Source organism: Psychrobacter luti (genome assembly GCF_014192115.1).
Taxonomy (GTDB): Bacteria; Pseudomonadota; Gammaproteobacteria; order Pseudomonadales; family Moraxellaceae; genus Psychrobacter; species Psychrobacter luti.
Map to the genome: position 1 here is coordinate 42,535 of NZ_JACHXL010000003.1, position 24,130 is coordinate 66,664.

22 protein-coding genes are annotated in these 24,130 nt (G+C 43.3%); 11 read left to right on the forward strand and 11 right to left on the reverse strand.

All coding sequences use genetic code 11. From position 1 onward, the window contains the following. Positions 1-214: 214 nt before the first annotated feature. The 6 genes from FHS24_RS07040 to FHS24_RS07060 all read right to left on the reverse strand — a co-directional run bounded on the left by FHS24_RS07040 (position 215) and on the right by FHS24_RS07060 (position 4,441). Entirely contained in the window at positions 215-721 is a 507-nt protein-coding gene (locus FHS24_RS07040; protein ID WP_183620162.1) for a hypothetical protein, read from the reverse strand. 219 nt (positions 722-940) lie between these two features. Next, positions 941-1,318, reverse strand: coding sequence for an AciT family ciprofloxacin tolerance protein (gene aciT, locus FHS24_RS12335; RefSeq protein ID WP_227671748.1), 378 nt, complete (start codon positions 1,316-1,318; stop codon positions 941-943). Then, positions 1,296-1,349: a hypothetical protein gene (locus FHS24_RS12630; protein WP_367179659.1), complete on the reverse strand. Its 54-nt coding sequence runs from the start codon at positions 1,347-1,349 to the stop codon at positions 1,296-1,298. The genes aciT and FHS24_RS12630 overlap by 23 nt, the downstream gene beginning before the upstream one ends. 233 nt (positions 1,350-1,582) lie before the next feature. Then, positions 1,583-2,593: a DUF368 domain-containing protein gene (locus FHS24_RS07050; RefSeq protein WP_183620164.1), complete on the reverse strand. Its 1,011-nt coding sequence runs from the start codon at positions 2,591-2,593 to the stop codon at positions 1,583-1,585. 136 nt (positions 2,594-2,729) lie between these two features. Beyond that, the gene (gene serB / locus FHS24_RS07055; protein ID WP_183620166.1) at positions 2,730-3,917 is read right to left on the reverse strand and encodes a phosphoserine phosphatase SerB; all 1,188 of its coding nucleotides are present in this window, start codon (positions 3,915-3,917) and stop codon (positions 2,730-2,732) included. A gap of 377 nt (positions 3,918-4,294) precedes the next feature. Next, positions 4,295-4,441 carry a hypothetical protein gene (locus FHS24_RS07060; protein ID WP_183620168.1) on the reverse strand — a complete coding sequence of 49 codons (147 nt, stop codon included), beginning with the start codon at positions 4,439-4,441 and terminating at the stop codon, positions 4,295-4,297. A gap of 24 nt (positions 4,442-4,465) precedes the next feature. Here FHS24_RS07060 and FHS24_RS07065 point away from each other — a divergent pair, with 24 nt between their 5' ends. The 6 genes from FHS24_RS07065 to FHS24_RS07090 all read left to right on the forward strand — a co-directional run bounded on the left by FHS24_RS07065 (position 4,466) and on the right by FHS24_RS07090 (position 9,963). Next, the gene (locus tag FHS24_RS07065; RefSeq protein ID WP_183620169.1) at positions 4,466-6,043 is read left to right on the forward strand and encodes a hypothetical protein; all 1,578 of its coding nucleotides are present in this window, start codon (positions 4,466-4,468) and stop codon (positions 6,041-6,043) included. Positions 6,044-6,231: 188 nt separating this feature from the next. Further along, the gene (locus FHS24_RS07070) at positions 6,232-6,468 is read left to right on the forward strand and encodes a PA3496 family putative envelope integrity protein (protein WP_183620170.1); all 237 of its coding nucleotides are present in this window, start codon (positions 6,232-6,234) and stop codon (positions 6,466-6,468) included. A 370-nt stretch (positions 6,469-6,838) separates the two neighbouring features. Next, on the forward strand, positions 6,839-7,396 hold the full coding sequence (locus FHS24_RS07075; RefSeq protein ID WP_183620171.1) for a UPF0149 family protein: 558 nt from the start codon (positions 6,839-6,841) through the stop codon (positions 7,394-7,396). A 186-nt stretch (positions 7,397-7,582) separates the two neighbouring features. Then, positions 7,583-8,059 carry a YbjQ family protein gene (locus tag FHS24_RS07080; RefSeq protein WP_320158070.1) on the forward strand — a complete coding sequence of 159 codons (477 nt, stop codon included), beginning with the start codon at positions 7,583-7,585 and terminating at the stop codon, positions 8,057-8,059. Positions 8,060-8,107: 48 nt separating this feature from the next. Further along, complete coding sequence (locus tag FHS24_RS07085) at positions 8,108-8,644, forward strand: YbjQ family protein (RefSeq protein WP_183620173.1); 537 nt, start codon at positions 8,108-8,110, stop codon at positions 8,642-8,644. A 395-nt stretch (positions 8,645-9,039) separates the two neighbouring features. After that, positions 9,040-9,963, forward strand: coding sequence for a bile acid:sodium symporter family protein (locus FHS24_RS07090; protein WP_183620174.1), 924 nt, complete (start codon positions 9,040-9,042; stop codon positions 9,961-9,963). A 289-nt stretch (positions 9,964-10,252) separates the two neighbouring features. On the opposite strand, the gene FHS24_RS07095 is transcribed toward FHS24_RS07090, so the two are convergent. Then, positions 10,253-11,335, reverse strand: coding sequence for a formate/nitrite transporter family protein (locus tag FHS24_RS07095; RefSeq protein WP_183620176.1), 1,083 nt, complete (start codon positions 11,333-11,335; stop codon positions 10,253-10,255). 337 nt (positions 11,336-11,672) lie between these two features. Here FHS24_RS07095 and FHS24_RS07100 point away from each other — a divergent pair, with 337 nt between their 5' ends. Next, entirely contained in the window at positions 11,673-14,630 is a 2,958-nt protein-coding gene (locus FHS24_RS07100; RefSeq protein ID WP_183620183.1) for a valine--tRNA ligase, read from the forward strand. A gap of 134 nt (positions 14,631-14,764) precedes the next feature. Here FHS24_RS07100 and FHS24_RS07105 read toward each other — a convergent pair whose 3' ends face one another. Then, complete coding sequence (locus FHS24_RS07105; RefSeq protein ID WP_183620185.1) at positions 14,765-15,730, reverse strand: lysozyme inhibitor LprI family protein; 966 nt, start codon at positions 15,728-15,730, stop codon at positions 14,765-14,767. 481 nt (positions 15,731-16,211) lie between these two features. Between FHS24_RS07105 and FHS24_RS07110 the strand changes: the two genes are divergently transcribed. Both FHS24_RS07110 and FHS24_RS07115 read left to right on the forward strand, forming a co-directional pair. Next, entirely contained in the window at positions 16,212-16,634 is a 423-nt protein-coding gene (locus tag FHS24_RS07110) for a YbaN family protein (RefSeq protein WP_183620187.1), read from the forward strand. Positions 16,635-16,879: 245 nt separating this feature from the next. Then, positions 16,880-17,089: a cold-shock protein gene (locus tag FHS24_RS07115; protein ID WP_010201661.1), complete on the forward strand. Its 210-nt coding sequence runs from the start codon at positions 16,880-16,882 to the stop codon at positions 17,087-17,089. A gap of 227 nt (positions 17,090-17,316) precedes the next feature. On the opposite strand, the gene FHS24_RS07120 is transcribed toward FHS24_RS07115, so the two are convergent. Continuing rightward, entirely contained in the window at positions 17,317-18,399 is a 1,083-nt protein-coding gene (locus tag FHS24_RS07120; protein WP_183620189.1) for a YeiH family protein, read from the reverse strand. Between the two features lie 218 nt (positions 18,400-18,617). Here FHS24_RS07120 and FHS24_RS07125 point away from each other — a divergent pair, with 218 nt between their 5' ends. Then, complete coding sequence (locus FHS24_RS07125) at positions 18,618-19,550, forward strand: LysR substrate-binding domain-containing protein (RefSeq protein WP_183620191.1); 933 nt, start codon at positions 18,618-18,620, stop codon at positions 19,548-19,550. A 149-nt stretch (positions 19,551-19,699) separates the two neighbouring features. Here the strand turns inward: FHS24_RS07125 and FHS24_RS07130 are convergent, their stop codons facing one another. Both FHS24_RS07130 and FHS24_RS07135 read right to left on the reverse strand, forming a co-directional pair. Next, positions 19,700-20,161 (reverse strand): universal stress protein, encoded by a 462-nt coding sequence (locus tag FHS24_RS07130; protein WP_087813544.1) that lies wholly within the window; start codon positions 20,159-20,161, stop codon positions 19,700-19,702. A gap of 145 nt (positions 20,162-20,306) precedes the next feature. After that, positions 20,307-20,768: a universal stress protein gene (locus FHS24_RS07135; RefSeq protein WP_183620194.1), complete on the reverse strand. Its 462-nt coding sequence runs from the start codon at positions 20,766-20,768 to the stop codon at positions 20,307-20,309. Positions 20,769-21,030: 262 nt separating this feature from the next. Between FHS24_RS07135 and FHS24_RS07140 the strand changes: the two genes are divergently transcribed. Beyond that, positions 21,031-24,108 carry an insulinase family protein gene (locus FHS24_RS07140; RefSeq protein WP_183620196.1) on the forward strand — a complete coding sequence of 1,026 codons (3,078 nt, stop codon included), beginning with the start codon at positions 21,031-21,033 and terminating at the stop codon, positions 24,106-24,108. The last annotated feature ends 22 nt before the right edge of the window (positions 24,109-24,130 follow it).

Sequence of the window (24,130 nt, forward strand, 5' to 3'; positions counted from 1 at the left end):
AACGGTATTTAGAAGTGTTAGATAATTTAATAGCTATTATTTAAATTAAGAACAATTAAGTAACCTTGGGGTTTTGCCTTTTTATGAAGTTAAGACGATAAAATCTAGGCAATAAAAAAGGTTGCCGTATAGTATACCGCAACCTTTTTAGAAAATCAGAATAGTGCTAAGTAGCTTGTTAGAGGTTAGTCAGCGACTTAACTAGGTGACTCAATTATTTACCCAACTTGTGCTTAGCAACACCGACCCAATGGTTGGCAAATTTTTGTGCTTTATAAGCATAAGGCTTGGCTTTTTGGATATAAGGTTTACATTCTTCTGGAACAGCTGGCACGATGTGCTTAGCAAGTTTATTGAACCACATCATTAGGCTGTAATCGCCTTCGATGCTTAAATTGCCTTCTTGCACGGCAGTCATAAAGGCAGGCAAGCTGCCTTTAGTCAAAAGCTTAACGCCTGTTATAGAGTCTTTAAAGTTGATAGTCAAATCAGCTTCTTTAGCATGGCCACTATGTTGGCTGAATGTACCATTATCAAAACTATAATAACGCGCAACATCAGCTTCAGTACTGGCAAGCTCGATGGTTACTTTACGATCAGCAAACAGCGCTTTGACGTCTTCGTTATCGCTATCAGCCAACATCGATAAACGGTAACCAATCACCGCCAATAAAACATCTAATGGATCAGACTTAATATCTAATACAGGAACAGTAAACATAATCGAACTCCTAAAGAACCTAAAGAATGAGAAATGAGACGCAAAATAATGCGTACTTTATAACAATTCTTGTGACAAATATATAATTAGATTATAAACGATTGAACGTATGATAGGTTTCAATTCTTTAGGAGTTACGTAGACAGCCTTAAGTATCTTGTAACATTCGATGACGGCAGTATTATTGGGGCAAACTTAGTGAATGACTGAATGACCGCATTACTGGAAGCGCGGCTGATAGTCATCATCATAGACGGGCGTATGTTCAATATAGCGGGCGGCTTGCAGCTCACGTTGCTCATGCACAGTGCGACTGACGTCTTCGTAACGCAGCGCGCGATAGAGTACCCAAGCGGCTAAAGGCAGCCAGCTAATACCCATAGCGACCACATAATTGTGCCATTCTGACAAGACTAACCAATAGCTTAATAAACTATGAATGGCTTCAACCGCCAACCAATAGGCCATACCGCCAAACAGATACCATAGCAACCAACGCTGCGACGATAAGGCAAGTGCCAGTAGCAAGCCTAGCAGCAAACCAGTACCCAGTATGGTGCCAGCGCCCCATGTCTCACTCGCAAAAGTAGAAAATATTGTTAATAACATTGTTCATCTCGCTCTTCATCAGGTGAATTCCAACACAGTCATTATGGAAGTTTGCGACCTAAAGCTAAAGAGGGTAGCGACGACTTTGCGACAACAGCTGACGTTTGATTTTTTTAAACGATATTAAGAAAATACTGTGCAAATTCTGCCATTATCACCAACAAAAAAAGCGCCACAATCATGGGCGCTTTTTTGGAATTAAAGTGTTTTTTAAAGTCGGTTTAGCTTTAAAGTTTTTAGATTGAATGACTTTTAAGAACGAACGCCGTGGCGTCCCCACCATGATAGAGCAGTTACTAAAACGGCTCCTAACAGCATCAAGCCTAAAGTAGTTAACCAATGAGCACCAGTAGGATACTGCCATGGCATGACATTATTGATGGCATCACTACTTAATGTACCTAGCGCATCGGTTTTCCATGGCCATACTTTCACCAGCGAACCAGCGATAAAACCTGTTAGCAAGGCAAGGGTTGCTTGATAGTAGCGTGATAGCAGCCATTTGAGCATACGGGTAAACAGCAGTAATCCCGTTGCCATACCGGCAATAACGGTAAAGATAATGCTAAAGTTTAGCATATGCACCGCTTCGAGTACCGAATCATAAGCGCCCATTAATAATAGAATAAATGACCCTGAGATACCGGGTAATATCATTGCACAAATGGCAATCGCGCCCGCAAGAAATAAATAGGGTAAGCTTGGCGCCGTGGTCAATAAAGGCAAGCTACTAATGACGACGGCGCTACCGGCCCCCAGCAAAAATAATGCCACCCGTCCTATATTCCAGCGCGTAATCTCAGTTAATAAGATAAACACAGTGGCTACCACTAAACCAAAAAAGAATGACCAAATCAGTAAAGGCTGATTGTCCAATAAATGCTTGATAAGTCCAGCTAAAGTAGCAAAACTGGTGGCGATACCGAGTAATAAGCACACTAAAAAAGTAGCATCGACCTGTCGCCAGACCGCAATTAAGCCTTTAAGCCCGCCTTCTTGACGAAATGTCTGCCAAAGATTGGGACCTACGCTACTTAAGGCATTAATCAAGCGTTCGTAAATCCCCGCAATCAAGGCAATGGTACCACCCGAAACACCGGGCACGATGTCCGCAGCACCCATTGCAATACCTTTGACATAAACACCCAATAGCTGTTTTGGATTGTCGTGATAAATCGGGCTGCTCTCTTCAGCTATAGGCTGGCTGGCTGCATGAGTGGAAGATGACGGCGCATCTGGCCGTGGTGATTGTGATGCCGTCATGGACGTTCCTTTCTTATTTAACAAGTTGAAAGTAAGATGAGTAGGGTAAAAGAGATATAGAGATAAAAAGCTTCAACCATAAAAGCTAGGCTAAAGATAAAACTTTAACCTAGCTTGTTTTTTAAAATATTAAGCGTTATTTAGTGCGGGCAAAAGCTGGATAGCCAAGCGCATAAAGCACACCTTCAAGCCCTGTGATATTGACCGCGGCGTCTGCACGCGCTTGGACGATGGGCTTGGCATTAAACGCCACACCCAAATCAGCCAGAGCCATCATCGGTAAATCATTGGCACCATCACCAACGCAGACGACCTGCGACATATCAATGCCTAAGCGCTCGGCGGTATGCTCAGCAATCGCCGCTTTTTTCGCGCCATTAATAATAGGCAGTTGCACATGACCGGTGACTTCGCCTTCGTCGATATCCAGTGCATTGGCATGTACTTCATCGATGCCTAACTGCTCAGCGATATAACGAGCAAAATAGGTAAAGCCGCCTGAAACCAAGATCGTATGATAACCCAAGGCTTTAAGCGCACTGATAGTCGTGTGCGCACCTGTTGATAAGGTTAAACGGCTGCAAATATCATCCAAAACGCTTGTTGGAATGCCTTTTAATAATGCCACGCGCTGAGCAAAGGATTCGTCAAACTCTATCTCACCGCGCATCGCCGCTTCGGTAATGGCTTCGACTTGCTCGCCAATCCCTGCGGTTTTTGCCAGCTCAACGATGACTTCTTGCTCAATCAAGGTAGAGTCCATATCAAAACAGGCTAGCTTATGGGTACGTAACATATGACCGAGCGATAAGATATGACAATCGACAACATCTAAATGGTCGCCCGCGATTGCGCTTTGCGAGTTTTTATAGTTTTCAGCTAAGTCATGACGTAGACGCGTGGTCAATTGGTCATCAATAATGTGTGCTGCTGCTGTCTTTTTAGCAGGGTGCATCAGAGTATCTGTGACCGGCACCAGCAAGTAGCGGAACACTTGCACATCAACAAACGAGCGCTTAGCAAATGGCTGCGTAGTATCTATATCAGCAATCTCAATATCGACAAAATTGGCATCAGCATCTTCTGCTACGGTGACCAAATGCCAGTTTGGCTGCTCATCTACCCATGATTGTACGTATTGATGGATATCGAGCGAGGATACATGCGTAGGCAATACCACAATTAACGCAAAAATAGGCAAAGATTGCAGCGCATCAAAATCTTGCAGATTAGTACCCGCAGGCAATAATGACGCTACAGAATCGACGGCTTGTTGCCATGCTTTGCTGTCTTTTGGTAACGAGTAGGATGTATTTTTTTGCATCGCTCAATTGTCCCTTGTATGCTGATATAAGATTAGGAATAATAACAGTTTTACTGGGCAGCGCCTATAGATGAGGTACAAAGTCTCACAGTCCGATAAAAATGCTTAGCATGAGCAAAAAGCGCTATCGAATAAAAGAAAATTCTTATAATAAATTTATGATATTAGCTGACGCCATAACCCTTAGTATGGTGATATAGTAGAGAAAATAAACGGCGATTTGTCGATGTGCGCGTGCGCCAAACATACTTGCACAACAAATCTCATGTACGATAGTCAGGTCTAATAGCTGGCTTTTTATTCTAAGGCTAATTGACTATTATTGAATGGTATTTCATTGACTAAGTTTTCGTTAAATAGCTTTTATGAAGTGGCCGTTATTTAGAGGCGGCACGGTTAGACAGAGCCAAAATAGCTTTAGCAAGAATAGATTGAGTAAAAGCAAATTGAGCCAAGGCAAATGTAAAAAAGATAGCTGTATACTCTTCCAGAAAATGAGCCATAGCCTCGTTTTTTAATTCCATTTATCCAAAAAAGTTTAACATATCATGACGTATTTAGCGCCGCGGCAAGGGTTGTTTGCCATTATTCTTCTGGTTAGTTTTTGTTTGCAGACCCTATTATTGGTCATCAGTACCGATCAGCAGCTGACCAATAGCCGTGCCCAAAAAGGCGAGCAAATGGTCGCCCAGCTTATCGATGAATCACGCTTGTCTTTAGAAAACAAAGACCGCGTCAGCCTCAGCGTCATTGCCAATCGCTATACCAGCGAGCAAGACGTGACCCGCATACTGATTAAAGACAATAATGGCGATGTATTAGTGCCGGTCGGTAATGCGCCGATGCAGCAGGGTGATACTATTAGCCAAATCGCCACCAAAGGTGATGCAGTCATCGGTAGCGTGGCGTTGACGCTAAAAGACATTAGTAAGGGTGAGATTATCGCCATGCAATGGCCGTTTGTCATTGGCTCGATGTTATTGCATTTATTGCTATGGCTGATTTATGGCTATATTGCACGTCCAAGCAGAGAGCAAATCAATGCGCTAAGCCGTGATATTCAAGACTTGCATCGTGAGCAGTATAGACAACTCGATCAACGTGAATTTGATCGTGGTTATGAGCGAAACCTTAATCGCGAAAGCGACTTTGATACTGCTAATAATGAAACGGATCATGGTCAAAGTAGCTCTATAACTGATGCTCTTAACTCAACTCGTAGCAATGCTAACGCTCAAACCGCACACGATACCAGCAGCAAAAAACCGCATACTCGAAAATTAAATATCCATAGTGCGGTAAATCAGTATGTCAGAAGGCAACAGGGTCAGGATACCGCGTTGAACGCTGATGGCAATAATAATGGTAATGATGGCAATGAAGCTGAAAATCATGGTAATAGTCATACGCTAGATAGTGCGGTCAGTAATAACACGGACAGCATGCAAGACGAAATGACGGCTAGTCATGAGAATGGTAGCAGCCATAAATCTACTAGTGCAGCTCGCTTGTCGGCCACACGCCCGTTCGATAGTGTTAGCGTCCAGATTGTCTTCCACGATGAGTTCAACATGCTTGAGCGCTTAGCGCCATCGCAGCGTCTACCTTATTTGGCGTTATGTACCCAGCTACTAAACCAAGCGGTGAATGAGCTACTGAAGCAGCCATTGTTGGTTGGGGTCAGCGCGCTCAATGAGCCACATTTTGATGAAAGCGGCGCTTATGTGATGCTAAAAGCAGATAATAGTCATGCAAAAGTCGCGTTGGCAGGTGTCATGCTTGGCAAACTGTATTTGATGCTGAATAAAATCATTCACGATAAGCATATTGAACTATCACGCTTTGCTTTACCCGCAAAAGCTGGTGTGAGCGATAATGCGCAAGTCGAGGCGATGAGCCATTTATTAGACAGCGTAGGTAAAAAAGAGCAAATGCTTATTTTGCTACCCAACGCCGGTCTTAAACAAATTAGCCATCACGTACAAGTACAAAGCATCATGCGTCCAACCACCGTTTATGAGCGCGAATGTGCGATATTCGATGGCGGCAATGATGCCATGATTCAGCGTTTGGCCGATGTGCGCAATGCAGTATTAATGATTGAAGAGACAGAAGAGCAAGAATAAATCGTAGCGTTAGATACAGGTGAGCCTCTACAATTGCCTGTGCGATAAGCGCTAGCGCAGGCTTTATTTTTGTACGTGATACTCGGATAGTGATAAAAAGGATTGACAACACTCAATAGAGACTTTATAAGGCATATATATATTCATGTATTTTTAATACCCTTGCCGAAAAATGATAGGAGTTTGTCATGAGTGACGCTGATATTGATGACGATTTTGATGATGATTTTGATGATGATGATGATGCAAAGATGGTGGAAGAGGCCGAAACAAGTGTGCGTACACGCTTAAGTAGCCTAGAGAAACGCCGTTTAATTGATAATTTGCTAGAAGAAAAACGTTTGGCCAAAGAGCTAAAAGACGATCTTGATGACATCGATAATTTTGATGAAGATGGTGATGACTGGGATGATGACGATATTTAAAGCGTCATTACCATTATAAGGTTGCAGCTGCCTTTTAATGAATAAAGAAGATGGCTTGGCTCAGTGGTTTTTAGCCGAAAGTTGTTAACTGATTAAACCGATTTACAAGCTTAAAATCCTGCTGTCTAATGCATTGTGCTAAGCTGGTTGTTAGGTGTTCTTAATATTATTGGGTTATTAAAAATAACGCGGCAATCAGCGCTCTTTAATAGACATATTTTATAAAAGTGCTTTGGACAGGTTTTATGCGTTCAGACAGTTTTTGTTGTTGTCTACCTTGCTTTTTAGCTTTCCTGCCTTTTATATTTCTTGTATTTCATAACTTATTTATTGCGCCTGACGTAATCTATCCTCCAAGGACTATCACACTATGAATAACCCACTCAGTTTCGATGAATTATTAGACTATTTGGACAATGAAGAAAGCGCTTTTGTGCTCGATAGTGTTGCCACCCATGGTTTTTTGACCGCGACTGTCATTGGCCGTCCGTTGCCAAATTGGATAGAAGCATTGTTTGAAGGTCATGTCAGTGAAATTCCTGCAAATGTGCTTGACGGTATCCAGCGCTGGCGCGAATCGATTATGGCGGAACTGAAAAACGAGACGCCAATTGAACTACCATTTGGTGAAGATGCCGGTAACGAAGAAGTGGCGGTCGACTTTTCAGACGAGTCAGATATCGTTGCTTGGTCGATTGGTTTTGTTGATGCGATGTATGGTGATGAAGCCAGTGATTGGTTTGAAGATGAAGAGACCGCAGAAGATGTGGCGGTCTTAACCTTGCCGATGATTGTACTCAGTGGTATTGATGATGAAGACCCTGAGCTTGCGCAAATGCGTGCCGATGAAGATAAAATGGCGCAAATGGCCAATAGTATCGAAGGCAATTTGACTGAGCTGTTTTTATTGTTTCATACCAACGACTAGAACTGTTTGTATATAAACAGACGGACGAATATATAGCTAAATAGACGGCATGTATTGGATATCTTTATCCCAGTAGATGTTGTCTAAAAATCAATGCTGTCAATAAGCATTCTTCATTGCTATTTGCTTACTACCTAAATATCCATTGAACCCCCGATAAGTCACCGATAAGGCTGTACTATGACTGTGCAACTCTCCAATCTTGAGCACTTACCCAACTATCAGATTACCGAGCGCTTAGATGTCGTATATGGCAGTACCGTGCGCTCAAAGCATGTTGGTAAGGATTTGTTTGCTGGGCTTAAAAACATCGTCGGCGGTGAGCTGACCGCATATACCGAGCTGTTAGAAGAATCGCGCCAAGAAGCGATCGACCGCATGGTGGTTAAGGCAGAAGCATTAGGCGCTGATGCGGTTGTGGGTCTTCGGTTTTCGACCTCTAGCATTGCTCAAGGTGCATCAGAGCTGTTTGTTTATGGTACAGCGGTCAAAGCCGTCCCGATGCCGCAGCAACCGCTTTCGACTCATGGGCCTCAGTCGCATCAGCCACCGAGCAATCACTCTGGTCATACGGATTTTAACAATCAAGATAATAGTCAAGCAGCACCTCAATCGCCAAGCACTTCTGCTGATGATTTGCCACGTTTCAACCCTTTTGGTTAATAAACCATAAAGAAAGCGGCAACGCTTTTTGATGACACGAGACGTCCCATGAATAACTCTCTCACCCAAATGCTGATGAACTATGCGCCGCTTATCGTCCTGTTTGTGCTGGGCTGGTTTTTTGGGGCGCGGCATGAGCGTCAGCATTTGGCACGATTAAGAGTCGCAGAGCAAGAACTCAGTCATATTATCGTCTCAAGTGAGCGCTTTTATGTGCCAAAACTTGCTGCAGATACTAAGGGTCAGCTGGTACTTGGCAGTGTGGTGATTGCGCAAGATTATTTTAAAATGGTCATAGCGCGCATTTTAAGTATCTTTGGCAAAAATCTGACCACTTATGAAACCTTGCTTGACCGCGCGCGCCGTGAAGCATTGGTACGTATGCGCACTGAAGCACAGGCACAAGGCTATAACCATATCTATGGTTTACGTCTTGAAGTGAGTAATATTAATCAATTGGGCAGCATGGTCGAAGCCATTGCCTATGGTACAGCAGTGCTTAGTACTGAAAATTCTACTAAAGCGTCTACTGACGCTTCCATCACTATGCCTACCAAAACCTCCATCAATACTTCCAAAATATAACTTCTTATACTGCAATGACTATTTAATCATCATTATTTAACCGTCAATTATCCAAAACTGCACGTTGAGTCGCTTTGTTTAGTCCTCCGTCATTTCTGCTCAGTCAGGATATGCTGCATTTGACTGGTGAGTCGTTGAATAAAACAGCTAAACTTGACTTATGCCCTATATACTTCCTGTGTTAATTCTTAATTATTGTCGATAGTTAGAGATAGCGTGCTACGAAGGATGCTATAAAACATCGTTTAAAATAAGTATTGTTTAAAACGGGTGATGTCCGTTATCTATAAGCATTAGCACGTAGTGACAAGCGTATTAGCAAGGATTGCTAATCAGGCATCATTTAATCATTATAAATTGACCTAGCAATAGGTCTTATCTACAGGGATGTAGTTATGGAAAGTCTGGCTCTAGTCACCTTAGTAAATACCGTTATTATTCCCCTTTGCTTGTTTTTAATCATGATGGGTATGGGTTTAACCCTTATTACCAATGATTTTAAACGGGTATTAAAATACCCAAAAGCTGTCGGTATTGGCTTGACCAATCAGCTGATACTGCTGCCTATCATTGGCTTTGCTTTAGCCAATATCATGCCATTACGTCCAGAATACGCCGTCGGAGTTATGCTCCTCGTGCTGTGTCCGGGTGGCACCACCTCAAACTTATTTACCTATTTGGCTAAAGGTGATGTGGCGCTGTCGGTGACAATGACGGCGATTGCCAGCGTTATTACCGTATTTACCATTCCTATTGTGCTGAGCTTTTCATTGATTTATTTTATGGGCAGCGGTAGTGAGTTTGAATTGCCGGTAGTAAAAACCGTGCTTACCTTGGTGGTGCTGACAATTGTACCTATTAGTATCGGGATGCTAATTAAACGCTACGCCCCAAAAGTTGCCGATCGCTCACAAGTCTACGTATCTCGATTTGGGGTGATATTTCTAATGTTTTTGGTGCTGTTCTTGGGTTATGTGCAACGCGATATCATTGTCGATGCCTTTATCGCCACCGGCCCTGTATCAGTATTGTTGAACCTATCGACCATGGCGCTCGGTTATTACAGTAGCAAATGGTTCGGTCTTAACCCAGCGCAAAGAACCTCAGTGACGCTAGAAGTTGGGCTGCAAAACAGTACCTTGTCGATATTTATGGCATTGACGCTATTATCTAACTATGACATGTCGATGATGCCAGCCATTTATACCTTAGTAATGTTCCTAACGGCAGGCATTTTGGTGCGTATATTTAGCGCTCGGTACAATAAGCTGAGAAAGTCTGAGATAGAAAGTAGTGTGTTGGCAGCGCGTATGCTGTAAGTAGGGATGAGTTATTTATATAATTATTCAGGCATAGTTGCTCGATTATAATTTCTTAGTTATAAAGCTGCACAACCGCTTTAGATATAGTCAGTGCTGAATAAAATAACGACAAAATTTTATAACGGGCTACTGTGGTAAATTTTCCTTGCTTGCTGTGTGCTTTGCACGCCAGAGGCTGCGTAAAATTTATCCCAGCAGCCCTTTACGTTTTTAAATGGAATTGACTTCAGTTAAAGTCAGTTATGCAGTCTTAGTATTAGATTTAAAAATACCATGCTAATTACCTCTAGTGTCCACGGATATTGTTTTTTGCCTCTAGTTTATCCTTAGCCGTTTCTTCTTTTACTTTGGCTAATTCAAATAGGAAGGTACGGTTTTTAAGTATCGCGACAAATACCACGCCGCCCACGGTATTGCCTACCAACACCACGGCTAAAAATAGCAAATAACGCCCTAAGCTGACGGTATTGCCATAGAGCAGGGCTGAAAATATTTCGATATTACCCACGATACTATGATGCAAACCTAAAAAGCCGATACTGCCAGTAATAAGCGTCACCAAGACGATGCGGCTAAGAGTATCGCGTGCTGAGGTCACAAGCCACGCGGTGACGCCCATCATCCAACCTGCCAAGATGGCACTGCCAAATATTACCCACCATCTAAAACCTAAGATATGCTCGGCATAAGTATCAATGTCGCTGACACTAAATAGCTGCATATTTAAACCTAAACCTATCATCAATGCGGCAAATAAACAGCCACCAACAACGTTACCAGCGATGACGATGCCCCAAAGGCGTAGCAGCTTATTGAGCGGTTCGATTTTATTAAGGACAGGTAGGCTTAACAGAGAGGTTTGTTCGGTAAATAAGAGCGACTGACCAATGACGACGATGATAAAACCAATCGGGTAAAGTAGGGAGGCGAGTACCACAGCATAATGGCTAGGTAACACGCCACTCAAAAGCGCAAAAGCCGATAAAATCATAAAGAAGCTGATGCCAATCTCAAGCCCAGCGGTAAAAGCACTGGTAAATAGCGAGCCAAGCGAGCGCTCAAAGGTTTCTCTGGCATCCATTACCTGCTCAACCAAAATACTGGCATAGCTTTTTGCCTGACTTAAATTGTCATCATTAGCGACTTTTTTGATGGTTTCTTTGTCTGCCTCGCTAATATCCTCAGAAAAATCCTCGTCTTCTAAACTTTCTGTTGCATCGGTGTCATCAGGCATATCAGTCTTGCTAACGTCTTTGTCTTTAGCACTAGATTGTTGATTAGCGCTCTTATTAATTAGGCGCTTATCTTCTATATTTTCAGCTTCAGAGTGGCTGCTATTGTTATCGGTGTGCTCAGTATCTTGGGACACGGTCGGCTCGCTATTTATCAGATAATGATTTTAGGATAAAGACGCCATCTATATGCTATGCGATGACTAAATGACTAGATAGGTTATCGCATGACTTATATTTTATAACACGACTAGGATTTATTTTGTGGAAAGTTCAGTCGATTGGGGTTGTTTATTGGTATTTGCTGCTATTTGCCAGTGTTAGTGGCGCAATGGCGCGCTGTAAGACCGATAAATTACCTTAGCATCTAACAAAATCTGCCCATCTGCGTTAAAATCACTCTATTAATTATTTTCCCTATTTTTCGATATATTTGTTTGACCACATTCATTTTTAATAAAAGACCATTCTATTATGAGTACTCCTAATACCCCTGAAAATACCAAGAGCAACCTGACCGAATCTATTCAAGCCGCTTTAAGCCAATTAGAGAACGCCTACAATCCAAGCGATGTTGAAGCGGGCATGTATCAAGGCTGGGAAGACAGTGGTTATTTTAAGCCAAGCTTTGATAAAGACGAGTCGTTTTCTATCGCCTTGCCGCCACCGAACGTCACCGGTTCACTACATATGGGTCATGGCTTTAATAATGCCATTATGGATGCGCTGACCCGTTATCACCGCATGGACGGTGACAATACGCTGTGGCAACCGGGTACTGACCATGCAGGTATTGCCACGCAAATGGTCGTTGAGCGTCGCCTAGAAGCACAAGGTATTAAGCGTCGTGATATGACGCGCGAAGATTTCATCGATAAAGTGTGGGAATGGAAAGAAGAGTCGGGCGATAATATTACTCGCCAAATTCGCCGTCTAGGTAGCTCAGTCGATTGGACACGTGAGCGCTTTACTATGGATGATGGCTTATCTAATGCGGTCAAAGAAGTGTTTGTGCGTCTATTCGATGATGGCTTGATTTATCGCGGTAAGCGCCTAGTAAACTGGGATCCAAAGTTCCAAACCGCGCTGTCAGATTTAGAAGTCGAAAACCATGACGAAAAGGGCAGCTTGTGGCATTTCCGCTATCATTTCACTGATAAAGAGATGACTACGCAAGAGGGCAAAAACTATCTCGTAGTAGCGACGACGCGTCCAGAAACCTTACTGGGTGATACTGCTGTCGCAGTCAATCCTAATGATGAGCGTTACGCACACCTGATTGGCAAAACGATTACTTTGCCGATTACTAATCGCGTTGTGCCTATCGTTGCTGATGACTATGTTGATATTGAGTTTGGCACAGGCTGTGTAAAAATCACCCCAGCCCATGACTTTAATGACTATGACTTAGGCCGTCGTCATGAGTTGCCTCTGATTAATATTCTTGATGAGCGCGCCAATATCTTGGCAGCGATGGAAGTTTATCCTAACCTGCAAACCCGTGAGCCGGAGTTAGAGACTACACCAAGCGAGTATGCTGGGCTTGAGCGTTTTGCGGCGCGTAAATTTTTAGTGGCGCAAGCAGGCGAGCAGGGCTGGTTAGAAGACATCGAAGACTATGCGCTAAAAGCGCCGCGTGCTGAGCGTGGCGGTACGATCGTTGAGCCGTGGTTGACCGATCAATGGTACGTGGCGGTGAGTAAGCTGGCTGGCCCTGCGATTGATGCCGTAGAAAATGGCAGTATCGAGTTCGTCCCCGCGCAATATAAAAACATGTATATGTCATGGATGACCGACTTGCAGGATTGGTGCATCAGCCGTCAGCTGTGGTGGGGACATCGTATCCCAGCATGGTATGACGACGCGACTGGTGAGATTTATGTCGCCCGTGATGAGGCCGAAGTGCGTAGCAAATATAATCTAAGCGATGAGGTGCAACTGCGCCAAGATGATGACGTACTCGATACGTGGTTTAGCTCTGGTCTATGGACGTTTAGTACTCTTGATTGGGCTGATATCAATGCCGATCCGCGCGTGATGGAGACCTTTCACCCGACTAGCGTATTGGTCACTGGCTTTGACATCATTTTCTTCTGGGTCGCGCGCATGATCATGATGACTCTGCATTTTGTCAAAAATGAAGATGGCACTCCGCAAGTTCCGTTTAAGACGGTTTATGTTCATGGCCTCGTGCGTGATGGCAATGGCCAGAAGATGTCCAAATCTAAGGGTAACGTCCTAGATCCTATCGACATTATCGATGGTATCGATCTTGAAGCGCTGGTTGAAAAACGCACTAGCAATATGATGAACCCAAAAGACGCGGCGAAGATTGAGAAGCAAACGCGTAAAGAGTTCCCTGAAGGTATCGCAGCTTTTGGTACTGATGCACTACGCTTTACTTTCACCTCACTTGCTAGTACCGGTCGCGATATCAACTTTGATCTCAAACGTGTTGAGGGCTATCGCAACTTCTGTAATAAAATCTGGAATGCCAGTCGCTTTGTACTGATGAACTGTGTTGATAGTGAAGGTACTGCGAAGCCTATCGATCAAACGGCTAACATGGAAGTTTGGGAATTACCAGAAAAGTGGATCATGAGCCGTCTGAACTCGACGATTACCAATATCCATCAGCATTTTGCTCAGTACCGTTTGGATATGGTCAGCCATGATATCTATGAGTTTATCTGGAATGAATACTGTGATTGGTATGTTGAGCTTGCCAAAGCTAGCCTTAATGACGACTCAGTGTCAGATGAGCGCAAAGCACAAATTCGCTATGTGCTCTTGCATGTACTGGAGACCGCACTACGCTTTACTCATCCGATTATGCCGTATCTGACAGAACAAATTTGGCAGACTATCGCGCCACTATTAGATCGTAAAGATACTGCTAGCATCGTTATCGCCGCTTTCCCTAAAACCGACACGACGCAAATCAGTGAGCAAACCGAAGCTGATATGGCATGGCTACAACAGCTCATCGCGAGCGTACGTAATATCCGTGGTGAGATGAAGCTTGGCAACGCGGTACGTCTGCCAGTACTATTACAAAATATCTCGCAAGCGGAAGATGAGCGTCTAGCTCGTATCGCTAACCAGTTCAAAGCCTTGGCAAAAGTAGAGAGCTTAACTATCCTAAAAGCAGGCGATGACGTGCCTTTGTCATCATCAAGTATGGTTGGGCAGCTGCGCGTGCTTGTCCCAATGAAAGGACTGATTGACCCAACCGCTGAGCTAGCTCGCTTAGGTAAGTCCTATGACAAGCTAAAAGGTCAAGCTGAAGGTATCGCGCGTAAGCTCGGTAATGAAGGCTTTGTCAGTAAAGCGCCAAGTGAGGTGGTCGATGCCGAAAAAGCTAAGTTGGCTGAGCTAGAAGGGCAGTTGACGGCGATGACGGCGCAGATAGAGCAGTTGAAAGCGTTGTAAAGGAGCTTATATTTATTCTTTCATTATTTAATTGAAGTAATAATTTTCAGATATTAAAGTTAGCTTTTATTAGTTTATGACTCTTTAAATAAAACCGCTCTATATTGTGATTAGAGCGGTTTTATTACAGCGACCTAAACTTGGTCATACGTATCAATGTATTCTTTCAACTGATAATATCGTTCACTTATTATTTCAGTAACACATTCCATACGGACTATTTCCTGACGTGCAGCTTCCGCCTCTCTTGCACTAGCAATGCATAACTCGTCTCTTTCCTTAACCCATTCTTTTTGGCTTGCTGCTAAAGATTCTTTAATCTCAGCTGATGCTGTGTTCCAAAGCGTATTGAGTTCATTACGTTTATAATCCATTGTGGCTTTAGATTTGGCTTGCTCAGCAGAGATTGTAGCAAGCTCATTAGCTGACTCAAGGCTGGCAATTGCTTCAGCTTGTGCGACTAAATATTCTTCTTCTTCTAGAGCTGCTTTCTCAGCAATCGCATTTTCTACATCGGCTTTTTGTTGCCGTGCTTTTATCGCTTGTACTGAGCTTTTTTGTATGGCATTGATTACTGCAGTTCCAATAAAATCTATAAGCTCAGAACCATTTTGTAATTGTCCATAAATATTAACCCCATCATCTGTAGGCTGTATAGAATACTCTAAAGAGTATTTTATAGTATTGCCGTCCATATCTATATCTTGTTGGAAAGCTTTCTCACTGAGGTTATACTGCTCATAGTAGTTCGTGACAAAATTAGCACGTTCAATTAGTTCTGAATCAAGTGTAGTAGATAGTGCTGCAACGCAAAATACTTTTGTACTGTTAGGGTCTGTTTGAGAGGTACGAATATCTTCTAAAGTAAAGTGGATTTTGCTAGTACTTGCTCTTAGTCCTGCGCTATCTGTAAGTACGCCCTCATTAGATGCGATATTTTTTACGCGAGACTGGGTATTGTCTTCTAAAAGAGACTGAACAAGTTGCAAAGAACTATCGTCTCCACATTTCACTGTATTTTCGGATATTGTACTTATTTTGTCACAGCCACTTAAGCCTAGTAATATAGTTAAAGGCAGAACAGCAAATCTTAGTTTCATAACAAACCTCTTTTTTTTATAACGTTGAAATTCGGCTTTGAACTTTTACTTAAGCCATCTTAGTGATTATTGACTTATGAAATAATAAGAAGCGCTGTAATAAAGAGACTTATTAGTTGATAAAAGTTACTAAATATATGTATTTCAGTAACATCAAGATTATGCCCTATTGTTCGGTGTTTTTCTAGTAAGTAAAACGTTGACAGGCTAGTCCTTTTTTTCTATATGTATTCACTATTAAATTATTATCATTAAAATTGTAAAATACTAATAACATTGACGGTGAGCAATTTTTGTTTTTTAAGGATTTAGATAAATCCTATAATGCCAATTACTCAACCGCTAACCAAATACACCAATCAATAGCAAAACCGTGCAAAATCAGTCTTGAACCTAGGTTTGAACTTCTTTATCTTTGATAGCTTATATAGGTAGTCTAAACCTAACGACCTAATGTCTCATACTGACTGATAAAACTCCCATGACTCAAACAAAAAAAGCTTTTTATTATCGACCAAAGACCAATCAACATAGCAGCCCAACCGTACGTTGGACGTTTTTGATACTGGGCTGGATATTTTTTGTATTGGGTATTATTGGCATCTTGTTACCAGTGATGCCGACTGCACCTTTTATACTATTGGCAGCGGGTTGCTGGGCGCGTAGCTCACGACGCTTTCACTTTTGGCTGATTAATCATAAATATTTTGGTAAATATGTCCGTGATTGGGAAGATCGCCGCGCCGTACCGCTATATGCGAAGTGGTTGGCAACCATAATGATGACCATATCAACAATAATGTTGTTTTTTAACATTCCTGCCGATATGATATGGGTCGCATGGCTGCTAGCCGTTGTCTGTACTAGCGTAGCGGTGTTTTTATTTCGTCTGCCCAATGCTTAAAAATAGGCTAAATAGGGCCAAAAAACAGTCAATAGTTGCACTTAGTTACACGAAAGGTGAGATAAGGCTTGCGATACTGAACTAACCTCCCTATAATACGACCAAGCTTAAGAGCAGTTCTGCACCAAATCATTACCTCGTAGTATTAGTTATAATCCTTCGTTTTAATATTTATCGTTCAGTAGCTATTTGCAAGCGTTACCGGTCACTAGACCATTAATAAATTAAAAAGTAGGATTATCAATATGTCAGATACTCAAAAAGGTACAGTTAAGTGGTTCAACGAAGCTAAAGGCTTTGGTTTTATCGCTCCAGAAACTGGCGCAGACGTTTTTGCTCATTACAGCGAAATCACTGGTTCAGGCTTCAAAACTTTAGCTGAAGGCCAAGAAGTTGAGTTCACTGTAACTCAAGGTCAAAAAGGTCCACAAGCTCATAACATCGTTGCTATCTAATTCGTCTTTATAGACAACTAGAGCAAGATGAATAAAAAACGAACCTTCGGGTTCGTTTTTTTTCGTCTATTGTTTATGTTTATCGCTTATGATAAATGCCTTAATAATAAGGCACTAAGCAAAATCTTAGAACAAAAATGCCTACGACTATCACTATAGTCGTAGGCATTTTTGGTTTGGTGTTAAGAGTTTGGTGTGTAGTCAGTAACTGTTTTAGAGTGAAGTGATTAGAGTGAAGCAATGCCGATATTAATCAGTCCGCCGCCAATGATAAGCCAAGCAAACATCATTGCGCCTAAGATAAGCGGTTTAACCCCCGCTTGTTTAATAGCGCTTAAGTGCGTGGTTAAGCCCAGCGCAAACATCGCCATGGTAAGCAACACATCATCAAGCATGACCATGCTACGCTCAAAGCCTGCCGTCATCGGCACCCAAGTATGCAGTAACACTATCAAAATAAAAACAAAGGCAAACCATGGTACTTTAACTTGTTGCACACGCTTCATCAATGACGGTTTTTCACCATTTTTGCTACTGCCTGTGGTTAAAGCAAACGATAAAATCAGTAAAAAAGGTGCCAACATCATCACCCGTATCATCTTAGTCACAACCGCTGTATTACCAACCTCCGAACTAACGGCATTACCAGCGACCACCACTTGTGCCACTTCATGAATGGTTGAACCTGTATAAATGCCGTATTGCTGGGCGTTTAGCCACGGTTGCAACCAGCCAAGCTGATATAAAAACGGATAGAGCAGCATGGCAATCGTACCAAAGACAACCACGGTGGCGACGGCGATAGTGATTTTATGGGCTTCCGCTTTGACCACGGGCTCTGCGGCAATCACCGCTGCCGCACCGCAAATACTGGCACCAGAACCAATCAATAACGTCGTCTGCTTATCGACTTTGAGCCATTTGGTGCCAAGCCAATAGGTGAGTAAAAATGTCGAGGTTAATACCAGCGCATCCGTCATTACCGCTGGCATACCGACACTAGCGACTTGTGTCAAGGTTAGCTTAAAGCCATAAAAAATAATGGCAAGACGTAATATTTGACCTTTAGCAAAGTTAACACCATCACTAAGTTGGTCGGAAAAATTTGGATATAGCGTATTGCCCAATACCATGCCAAGCAAGATTGCTAGGGTTAACGAGGACAGCCCGACAATACGCCCGTCCGACCACGTATCTAAGCTCATATTCAGCCACAAACAAAACAAGCTGCCAATCAGCACGACAATCAGCCCCAAAATATGGCGGTTATGCGGAAAGTAGTTATGCATGTTTTGTGCTAAAGCGTTCATGTCGTACGTACCTATTATTATCTATAATCGAAATAAGCATAAGCTTATGAATAGACAGTATAAGTCATGTCGATTTATAATAAAAACAGATTAATAAGATATAAACTATCGAATTTTTAGGTTAAGAAACGATTTGTAAAATTTAGGTTTTTAAAATTTAGGCTTTTGAAATTTAGGCTTTTGAAAGTTTATAGGGTGCATAGGATGTCAGAGACATTATGAAAAAAACCATACAGATGCTGCCGAAGATTACCCTTAAGCAGCTATCGGTATTTGTCAGTATTTATCAAACTGGCAGTACCAGCCGTGCCAGTGAGGCGCTGCATTTGTCGCAGTCGGCGGTCAGTAGCGCGCTGACAGAATTAGAAGCAAGGTTACAGATGCTGCTATTTGAGCGCGTCGGGCGTAGGCTTAATCAGCATCCAAACGCCCATCCTATTTATATACAGGCGCAAGCTATCTTGGGGCAGGCTTTAACTCTAGAGCATTATCATAAGCATCAAGCAGGGCAGATTCATATTGGTGCCAGTACCACTATCGGCAATTATGTGCTGCCACCGCTGCTGGCCAAGCTATATGCTGCGCTACCGGATGCCCATATCGACATGTATATTGCCAATACCCAAGAGGTAGTCGGCGAGGTTGAGCAGTTAAATATTGATATTGCGCTCGTAGAGGGTATGCCGCGCCCGATAGATATGAAGGTGATTGAGCAGCGAGAATGGCGGACCGATACCTTGATCGTCTTTGCTAAGCGTAATAGTAAATGGCTGACAGGCATGGCCTATAACGAGAAAGAAAAATGTTATGAGCTGAGCGCGGAACAGCTGGCAAGGCTGCCGCTATTGGTACGAGAGGCGGGTTCGGGTACACGGCAAATTATCGATGAGCAATTATTGCAATACTTGCCGTATGCCGAGATCGTGATGGCGATTCAGCAGTCGGAGGCCATTAAACATATGGTAAGCGCCGATATTGGGCTTGGCTGTTTATCACAGCATGTCATTGAGGCGGAGCTGGCAGCAGGAAAATTGGTGCAGGTAAAAGTAGCGGGTATAGATTTATCACGTACGTGGTGGCTAGTTTGGCACAAAGCCCGCCATCAAAGCCCTATTTGGCAAAGCTTTATTGATATTTTGATAGAAGATTGATTTTAATGGTAAATGTAGAGATTCTAGTGAGAAAACTTACTGTTTTAATGAATAATAAAAAAGCGCACTGTCATACAGTGCGCTTTTTTTACTGAGCTTTTTTAATAGTTTCAAATAACTTGGGAATTACGGTAAGTCTGTTCTGAGACTTATTTATTAACCGGTTTATCCAGTCTCACTACTAAGCTGTCGCAAGGGACATTTGGCAAGATATTATCTGCTGTCGCGCCACTGAGCCAAGCAGCGATACCATGACGTTCGTGACGACCGATGACTAGTAGATCAACATCATGCTTATGGCAATAGTTGACGATACCTTCACTGTTAGAGATGGCGGTGGTCACTTCAGAGTTTACCGCATGTAAGTCGTTACGGTCCAAAAACTGTGCCAATTTAGCGCGCGCTTCTTGGCAGCGCTCATCATCAATTTCATCATATAAGCTTGAGGCAGGCACCAGCTCATAGCCGAAGCCAACCATGGTATCTTTGACGATATGAAGCACCGATAATTTGGCATTAGGACGATTCTCAACGATGCGTTTGGCCTTTTGGGCGACCACATCAGCATCGGACATTAGGTCGGTGACCAATAAAATATGTTCGTAACTCATAGCGTCTTCCTCGTGTCAGATAGTATTTACTATAGCACTCCTACTGAGCGCTGTTAAGTGCTGCTAAGCTATGTTTGTCTATATCTTATAGGGATATTTGTTACGCTTAACAGTGGCTTTTTTAGCGCCTTGCTTGCTTATTCCGTTATTTCGGGACGGGCTGATCAAGTTTTACCACGAGACTGTCGCAAGGTACGTTTGGCAAGATACTGTCAGCGGTTGCCTTGACTAACCAAGCAGCGATACCACGGCGCTCGTGGCGACCGATAATCAGTAAATCGACTTCTTTTTCGCGGCAATAATTGACGATGCCTTTACTGTTAGAGATAGCAGCATTGACCTCGGAGTTGACCGCGTTTAGCTCATTGCGTTCTAAGAATTGCGCCAATTTATTGCGTGCTTCTTGCCAATGTTCGCCATCGAAATCGCCTGACAAACTAGACGCCGGCACCAGCTCAAAGCCAAAGCGCACCATATCATCTTCAACGATATGTAAGACAGATAACCTAGCTTCAGGCGAGCCTGCAAGGATACGTTTGGCTTTTAGGGCAACCTTGTCAGCATCGGACAATAAGTCGGTGACCAGTAAAATATGTTGGTAGCTCATCAGGTGCTCCTGAATAGTAGTTAACTTTATAGTAACAGTGCCACATGCCTTTGTTAAGGATTAAATCCATTATTTGATTATGGATATTGTCTTCATACTACTTTTAAAATATTCATTGATAAATCTTACTCAGTGAGCCGTTATTACTGTATGGCTAGCTTGACTTATCTATAGGTAAGCCCCATCTAATAGCGCTATAGACACCATTTTATGAGCCCTGAAAATCAGGGCACGATATATATTATCATTGATAAGGAACACTATGACTGACACGCCATTTACTGCAGATTTAACGCTACATCCAGCGTTTGAGCTGATTGAGCATCGCCACATTGAGGCGCTATCGATGGATGTGCTGATCAGTCAGCATGTTAAGACTGGGGCCATGCATTACCATTTGGCGCATCCGAGTGATGAAAATGCCTTTTTGGTTGGCTTTCGCACTCAGCCAATGGACTCAAAAGGCGAAGCACATATTTTAGAGCACGTGGCCTTATGTGGCTCTGAGAAATTCCCCGTCCGTGATCCGTTTTTCTCAATGATTAAACGTTCATTAAACACTTTTATGAATGCGATGACTGCTGCCGATTGGACGGCGTATCCGTATGCCACGCAAAATAAAAACGACTACTTTAACTTGCTTGCCGTTTATCTTGACGCATCATTTTTCCCCAATATCCATCCGCTTGATTTTGCCCAAGAAGGCATTCGCGTCGAGTTAGACGAAAATGATAAGCCGCAGTTTAAGGGTATCGTTTTTAATGAAATGAAAGGCGCGATGAGTGGCGAGATTGACCAGTTATATCATACGGTTGCCCATCATTTGTTCCCAACGACGACCTATCACTATAATTCAGGCGGTGATCCTGCTGATATTCCAGACCTCACTCATGATGAGCTGGTTGAATTTCATCAAAGCCATTATCACCCATCAAACAGTGTGATTATGAGCTTTGGTAATATTCCAGTCGCTGAGACGCAGGCGAAAATCCATGAAGATGCCTTGATTCAATTTGAAGCGGGCAAAAAACACGTATCGCGTCCAGAACAGCGTCTGTCTGCACCGATTAGCGCGGTTGACACTTATACCGCTGACGAAGCTGGTCCTGACCAAACCCATCATGTGGTGGCGTGGTTATTGCCGTCAATTACCGATCCAAAGCAGCGTTTGGCATTGCGTCTATTAGAAGGCGTTTTGGTTGAGCATGCTGGTTCACCATTGCGCACGTATCTAGATAGCCATCCACTCGGTAAGGCGCCAAGTCCGCTATTGGGACTCGATGACAGTCATTATGAAATGGTCTTTTATACCGGTCTGCGTGGTTCAAACCCTGAGCATGCCGAAGCGGTAGAGCAGGGTATTATTGATTTGCTTAAAGAGGTCGCGAGCAAGCCGATTGATGATGAAACCATTGAAACTATCTTGCATCAAATCGAGATTGATCAACGCCATATCGGCGGTGATAGCATGCCTTATGGTCTAAATCTCATGCTAGAAGGCTTTAGTACGGCGATTCATGATGGCAACCCTATCGATGTGTGGGAAGTGGACGAGCATTTAGAGTGGCTACGTGAACAAGTAAAAGACGCACAGTGGTTACCGAATTTAATTAAGCAGCACTTGTTAGATAATCAACACCGTGTGCGTGTCACTATGACGCCTGACAGCGAAAAAACAGCACGTCTTGCAGCCGCTGAACAAACCCGTCTTGATACGATTGCGATGGATTTGACCGCTGATGATAAAGCTATCTTAAAACAACAAGCCCTTGATTTGGCAGCGCGCCAAGCAGCGCCTGATGATTTAAGCTTATTGCCAAAAGTTGGCTTAGAAGATGTGCCTACGGATATCAGCTTTAAACAAGGCACACAAAAACAAGTAACTTTAAGCGGCCAAGATAGCACCTTATTTGAATATGAGGCAGGTACCAATGGCTTGTATTATTATCAAGTAATTGTGCCGTTGACCGATGCGATTGGTAATCAGGATACAAGCGAGCTACCCGTTAATGAAGTGATTAATCATCCGCTATTGCCTATTTACTTAAGCTTATTATCTGAGCTCGGTACCGACTCGTTAAGCGCTCATGAAATGCAAGCCAAGCAAGCCGCGCATTCATCAGGCGTGACGGCGCGTATCAGTCAGCGTACCAATATCGGCGACAGCCAAGCGATTAGCAGCTACTTTGTGGTGGCAACGCGTGCGCTGAATCGTAAACCTGAAGCGATTGATTTGCTCAAAGAAGTCATGGAACACAGTATCTTTAGTGAGCATGATCGTATCAAAGAAATCTTGCAGCAGCGTCAAGCAGGTTGGCAATCAAACCTTGCCGGTTCTGGACATTCTTATGCGATGCAAACCGCCAGTCGCGGCATGAGTCGCCAAGCGCAATTAGAATATGTGCGCAGTGGTCTGCCAGCATTGAACGCGCTAAAAGAATTCCTAACCCATGCCAGTACGGATGATGCGCAGTGGGATAAACTGGCAACCAGCTTGATGGATTTACATCAACGTCTGATTAGTCTGCCTAAGCATGCGGTTATCATTTGTGAAGCGGAGCAAACTGAACGCTTAAGTAGCTTAATTGTGGATAGCTGGAAAGACAGCCAAGCGCCAAAAATTGCTGAAAAAATCACAAACTCTGAGGCGGGTATTGAAGACAATATCCCAAGCGAGTTTGCTGAGTTACAACTTGATGCGGCGTTAAATGGCGAGAAAGACGCGGTCAAAGCAATAGAAAGTGGTGTGGCGCTCGATGTTGAAGATTTGGCATGGCTGGTGCCGACCAACGTCTATCACAATGCCAGTGCTTATACCGTGCCAGCAGCCGACCATCCTGATACAGCAGCCTTGATGGTACTAGCGCCTTATCTGCGTAATGGTTACTTGCATAGTGCCATCCGTGAGCGCGGCGGTGCTTATGGCGGCGGTGCAGGTTACGATGCCAATGCTTGTGCCTTTAAGTTCTTTAGCTACCGCGATCCGCAGTGTGCTGAGACCTTTGCGCATTTTGATGCCAGTATCGAATGGCTATTGAATGAGCCGCAAACCGATGAGCAATTAGAAGAAGCTATCTTAGGTATCATCTCAGGTATGGATAAACCAGGCTCTCCAGCAGGTGAAGCGGTCAAAGCCTGCTTTGCCAATCTGCATCATCGCGGTGTCGACTGGCAACGTAAAATGCGTGCCTCAATATTGGCCGTAACCGTGGAGGATTTACAACGTGTTGCTAAGCAATACCTGCAAGGGCAAAAGCATGTACGTGCGGTACTAGCGCCTTATGATAAAGAAGCAGCGGTACAAGAGCTTGGCTTTAAAGTCTGTAAGATTAAAAGCTAGTTTTTTAACTTATCGCAAAATA

Excerpts from the sequence above, each read along its gene's own strand:
- FHS24_RS07130 (WP_087813544.1), bottom strand. The coding sequence starts at position 20,161 with ATGAGTTACGAACATATTTTATTGGTCACCGACCTAATGTCCGATGCT.
- FHS24_RS07085 (WP_183620173.1), top strand. The coding sequence starts at position 8,108 with ATGAATAACTCTCTCACCCAAATGCTGATGAACTATGCGCCGCTTATC.
- FHS24_RS07090 (WP_183620174.1), top strand. The coding sequence starts at position 9,040 with ATGGAAAGTCTGGCTCTAGTCACCTTAGTAAATACCGTTATTATTCCC.
- FHS24_RS07060 (WP_183620168.1), bottom strand. The coding sequence starts at position 4,441 with ATGGAATTAAAAAACGAGGCTATGGCTCATTTTCTGGAAGAGTATACA.
- FHS24_RS07140 (WP_183620196.1), top strand. The coding sequence starts at position 21,031 with ATGACTGACACGCCATTTACTGCAGATTTAACGCTACATCCAGCGTTT.
- FHS24_RS07075 (WP_183620171.1), top strand. The coding sequence starts at position 6,839 with ATGAATAACCCACTCAGTTTCGATGAATTATTAGACTATTTGGACAAT.
- FHS24_RS07105 (WP_183620185.1), bottom strand. The coding sequence starts at position 15,730 with ATGAAACTAAGATTTGCTGTTCTGCCTTTAACTATATTACTAGGCTTA.
- FHS24_RS07120 (WP_183620189.1), bottom strand. The coding sequence starts at position 18,399 with ATGAACGCTTTAGCACAAAACATGCATAACTACTTTCCGCATAACCGC.
- serB (WP_183620166.1), bottom strand. The coding sequence starts at position 3,917 with ATGCAAAAAAATACATCCTACTCGTTACCAAAAGACAGCAAAGCATGG.
- FHS24_RS07100 (WP_183620183.1), top strand. The coding sequence starts at position 11,673 with ATGAGTACTCCTAATACCCCTGAAAATACCAAGAGCAACCTGACCGAA.
- FHS24_RS07125 (WP_183620191.1), top strand. The coding sequence starts at position 18,618 with ATGAAAAAAACCATACAGATGCTGCCGAAGATTACCCTTAAGCAGCTA.
- FHS24_RS07065 (WP_183620169.1), top strand. The coding sequence starts at position 4,466 with ATGACGTATTTAGCGCCGCGGCAAGGGTTGTTTGCCATTATTCTTCTG.
- FHS24_RS07040 (WP_183620162.1), bottom strand. The coding sequence starts at position 721 with ATGTTTACTGTTCCTGTATTAGATATTAAGTCTGATCCATTAGATGTT.
- FHS24_RS07115 (WP_010201661.1), top strand. The coding sequence starts at position 16,880 with ATGTCAGATACTCAAAAAGGTACAGTTAAGTGGTTCAACGAAGCTAAA.
- FHS24_RS07110 (WP_183620187.1), top strand. The coding sequence starts at position 16,212 with ATGACTCAAACAAAAAAAGCTTTTTATTATCGACCAAAGACCAATCAA.
- FHS24_RS07070 (WP_183620170.1), top strand. The coding sequence starts at position 6,232 with ATGAGTGACGCTGATATTGATGACGATTTTGATGATGATTTTGATGAT.
- FHS24_RS07050 (WP_183620164.1), bottom strand. The coding sequence starts at position 2,593 with ATGACGGCATCACAATCACCACGGCCAGATGCGCCGTCATCTTCCACT.
- FHS24_RS07135 (WP_183620194.1), bottom strand. The coding sequence starts at position 20,768 with ATGAGCTACCAACATATTTTACTGGTCACCGACTTATTGTCCGATGCT.